A 3,425-nucleotide genomic window follows, 5' to 3' on the forward strand; every position below is an offset into this window, starting at 1 on the left:
ACCATAATCACAATTTCTCTTTTGTTAAATCAGTGAAACCTATTACTCCCGGTGACGTAAACTTGAGTAATACTAAAAAGGGGAGTCCATTTTGATCTTTAGAAAAGTGGGAAATAAAACTACTGTTCTTATTATTGGTTGCTTTTTTATTGCAGCTTTTATTTTTACTCTCTATTCTTATTTTGCTGGAAAAGCTGCTCATAAAGAAGTGATTCAAGAGTTCATTGGTTCTCAGGGTGGAACTGTAATTAGTATCGAAAGTGTTTCCTTAGATTCAACACCCTTCCCTGTCTATTCCGAAAATGGGCGACGTAGGCTGGAGGCAGGACATCAATTTTATAAAGTTACCTATACAAAAAACGGAAGTGAATATTCTGCCTGGTACCGAGGTGTCAATGGGCCGTTTGCAATACATCAACAAACTCAGACGAGATCAGGTGTACCTATAGAAGAAACACCGGAAAAAGAGCAGTTTATTTATAGGTATGGAGAGCGCTGGATCTTTTCTGATTAAACAAAGTAATGATATGTTAATACCCAATTTTTTCTTTTCTTCCGTCCAAATAGTAGATTATAGTCTGCCAACGTTCCCATCTAATTGTTCACCGTAAACAGTCGGTTCGTCTGTACCGTCATCATCATCAATCCAACAAGACCATCTTTCACCGTAACAAGAACAGTATTGGGAGTAATCAGCGGTGATCTCATACATTTTTCGTTCTGCCTCTTTTGCATTGACAGCTTCAATGATCAGGTTGATTGCCACATCATCATTTTCGATGAAGTAGCCACCCGAATTATTTTGTCTGATGTGGAAAAACGCTGTGTTTATAACTCTTTGCACGTCAATGACACCCCCTTATCTCAACGATTGTTTTGTTAATCTCCGCTTATTCCGCCTATCAATTTGCCGAGCCAGCTCCCGACACTCTCAGGGTTGTCCAGTACATACAGTACGACATAGCCGTAAAGAATCCAGCTGCCACCGATCAGCGTTAGACCTATGGTGAAGATGATCATGAATATTCGAAACATCAATTTCATTCGTCTGTCGTGTTCTTCGAAAAAATTGCTTCCCAAATCGTTTCACCCTTTCCAAAATTACCGATTTATTACCTGTCTTTTCCCATCCCATTGCCTTTTCTGAAACTCTCCATGCCATTTACCAAGACCAGTTTTTGAGCCGTCATTAAATTCTGTAGGAGCACACTCCGAGCATAACGCTCGGCCGTCAATCAAATTTCTTCCCCAGTACAATCCCAATGCTGTATTTTCCATGCATCCACAATCGTCACAGACGAATATCGGCATGCCTATCCACTCCCATTTAACAAATCGTGTGTTTTGTGTAACCACCTTGGCGTTGTGCTCGTCTTAATACTGTAAGTTTTACCCAGATAAAACGAAGAATGGAGGTTATTTTTTGAGCAGGAAATTCAAGTTAATAGCACTATCTTTTTCTTTTCTCCTTATTTCAGTGATATTGATTTCGTCTAAGGGTCTTTCATCAAGTAATCCAGTTGAAGATGCTAGGCAGTCTATAACATTACTCAAAAGTGCACTTGAGACCAAAGACGTAGAGGAGATGATCAAATATTCAACAGATATTCGGTTTAAGGATGATATCCAACGGCGAAAAGAGTTATCCACTATCATAAGTCAAGATTCTGCTTCGATTTCGATTATCAAAATAGGTAGATTACACGCTGTAGACGATAATCTTGTCATGGCACAAATTACATTCCGAGATAACGGCAAAAATTTCGACTTAACACTACCTGTCTATAAAAAAGATGGACAATGGAAATTGGTAATTGGTGTATCTGTCCAGCATCAAGTCGAATAAATGAATTTTCTTGATATGCGCGCTATCAGCGCGTTGTTTCATAATTACCGTTGTGTTAAACACTAAATTCGATATAATAATTTTGGAATTAACTTGCAACTAATGAGGTAATGGAATTCAACCTTGAAGATAACACTTACACCGAAAAAGTACTTCTAATGAACGAAATGGTGAAATAATCCTGGAGGCCTTGCATGAATAAAATCCAACAAATAGCCTTAGTAATTGGTTTAATAATGTATCTTCTTACCCCGGTATTTTCCTATTTGATAGATGTTTCATCTATGACTGCCTATGAAAGATTCAAACCCCAAGAATCTCAATCTAACGCTCAAGAGTTTCTAACCCACATTCTAGAGAATATCCATGAAGGAAATTTAGGCGGTGCTATCACTTTTCATCTAACAAAAGAAGAGCTGCAATCAAAATTTGGTATAAAAGAGGAAGACTATGTTTCAGTAAGATTGCATACCAGCTATTTCGACCGAAACGGGTATAGATATATGCTTAATAAATACGAAGGAGAGGAACGTCTAACTGTCATACAAGCAAAATTTGAATCATTAACAAAAGAACAGATTTTTAATATTTTCGGTGAAAATACGTACGGGAATCATAAATATAGATTTGAGATTTGGTATAAAGTTGGGGATTTTATGGTAATGTTTTCGAATACTGACCCCGATAATCGGAATGACTACAATAGCATCATGGTTTCACCACGTACTACTTTTAAAAATTGATTGTACTTAATCAACTTGAAGCATTTACGTCATAAGTAAATTTGTACACGGCATTGCATCGTTCAAACCTCTTTTCTTCACTAACTAAAGTGTTAAATAAGTTTCACCAAGCCTGTCTTGAGATTAATCCCTTAGAACATTTCAATATTTTGTAATTTTTTGATATGTTAGGAATACCCGTTGCGCTTTATACTTTTCTTGTAGTTACATATAAGGGAAGGGTGATTTGCTTATGAGTAAAAATACTGCCTTACTCATCGTTGATGTTCAAACATTCCTTATCGAGCACGCTTATCAGGGTAATGTCATAATTGAACGTATTGAGAAGTTATTAACCCAAGCTCGTGATTTACAAATCCCAGTCCTTTATATTCAGCATTGCGGTAGAGAAGGTGGGCCATTTGAAATTGGGACCACAACCTGGCAGATACATCCCGCAATCACCCCAAAAGAAGAAGAACCTGTCATTCGCAAATTTGCATGTGATTCATTTCTAGATACGACACTCAGAGATGAACTTGAGGCTAGAGAAATCAATCACCTTGTAGTTGTTGGTCTGCAGAGCGAATACTGTATCGACACAACCAGTAGACGTGCAATCTCTTTGGGCTACGATGTAACACTGGTAAATGATTGTCATTCGACTTTCAACGGCACTGTATTAAAGGCTGAGCAAATCATCGCTCACCACAACGCTCTTCTTTCTGTATTTGGCACCGCTAATAATCGAATAACAGTGACTAGTTCAGATACAATTTTTATTTAGGTGAAACCGTACCCTTGCAATTTGTAAGGGTACTTTTTACTTTACATAGTAAATTGAAATTACCTAAATT

The 3,425-nt window shown here is 37.5% G+C and carries 6 protein-coding genes; 4 read left to right on the top strand and 2 right to left on the bottom strand.

Translation table 11 applies throughout. From position 1 onward, the window contains the following. The first annotated feature begins 91 nt into the window (after positions 1–91). Complete coding sequence (locus tag ACIFQN_RS24370) at positions 92–514, top strand: hypothetical protein (protein ID WP_429835632.1); 423 nt, start codon at positions 92–94, stop codon at positions 512–514. Between the two features lie 57 nt (positions 515–571). Here ACIFQN_RS24370 and ACIFQN_RS24375 read toward each other — a convergent pair whose 3' ends face one another. After that, a complete protein-coding gene (locus ACIFQN_RS24375; protein WP_429835633.1) occupies positions 572–844 on the bottom strand; it encodes a DUF7296 family protein in 273 nt (90 codons plus the stop codon). 35 nt (positions 845–879) lie between these two features. Then, positions 880–1,080, bottom strand: coding sequence for a hypothetical protein (locus tag ACIFQN_RS24380; RefSeq protein WP_429835634.1), 201 nt, complete (start codon positions 1,078–1,080; stop codon positions 880–882). A gap of 343 nt (positions 1,081–1,423) precedes the next feature. On the opposite strand from ACIFQN_RS24380, the gene ACIFQN_RS24385 reads away from it, so the two are divergent. The 3 genes from ACIFQN_RS24385 to ACIFQN_RS24395 all read left to right on the top strand — a co-directional run bounded on the left by ACIFQN_RS24385 (position 1,424) and on the right by ACIFQN_RS24395 (position 3,355). Beyond that, positions 1,424–1,846 (top strand): hypothetical protein, encoded by a 423-nt coding sequence (locus tag ACIFQN_RS24385; RefSeq protein WP_429835635.1) that lies wholly within the window; start codon positions 1,424–1,426, stop codon positions 1,844–1,846. A 194-nt stretch (positions 1,847–2,040) separates the two neighbouring features. After that, positions 2,041–2,589: a hypothetical protein gene (locus ACIFQN_RS24390; protein WP_429835636.1), complete on the top strand. Its 549-nt coding sequence runs from the start codon at positions 2,041–2,043 to the stop codon at positions 2,587–2,589. Between the two features lie 232 nt (positions 2,590–2,821). Next, positions 2,822–3,355, top strand: a complete 534-nt coding sequence (locus ACIFQN_RS24395) for a cysteine hydrolase family protein (RefSeq protein ID WP_429835637.1) — start codon at positions 2,822–2,824, stop codon at positions 3,353–3,355. Positions 3,356–3,425 lie beyond the last annotated feature (70 nt).

The organism is Brevibacillus sp. NRS-1366 (assembly GCF_050467985.1).

Excerpts from the sequence above, each read along its gene's own strand:
- ACIFQN_RS24390 (WP_429835636.1), top strand. The coding sequence starts at position 2,041 with ATGAATAAAATCCAACAAATAGCCTTAGTAATTGGTTTAATAATGTAT.
- ACIFQN_RS24395 (WP_429835637.1), top strand. The coding sequence starts at position 2,822 with ATGAGTAAAAATACTGCCTTACTCATCGTTGATGTTCAAACATTCCTT.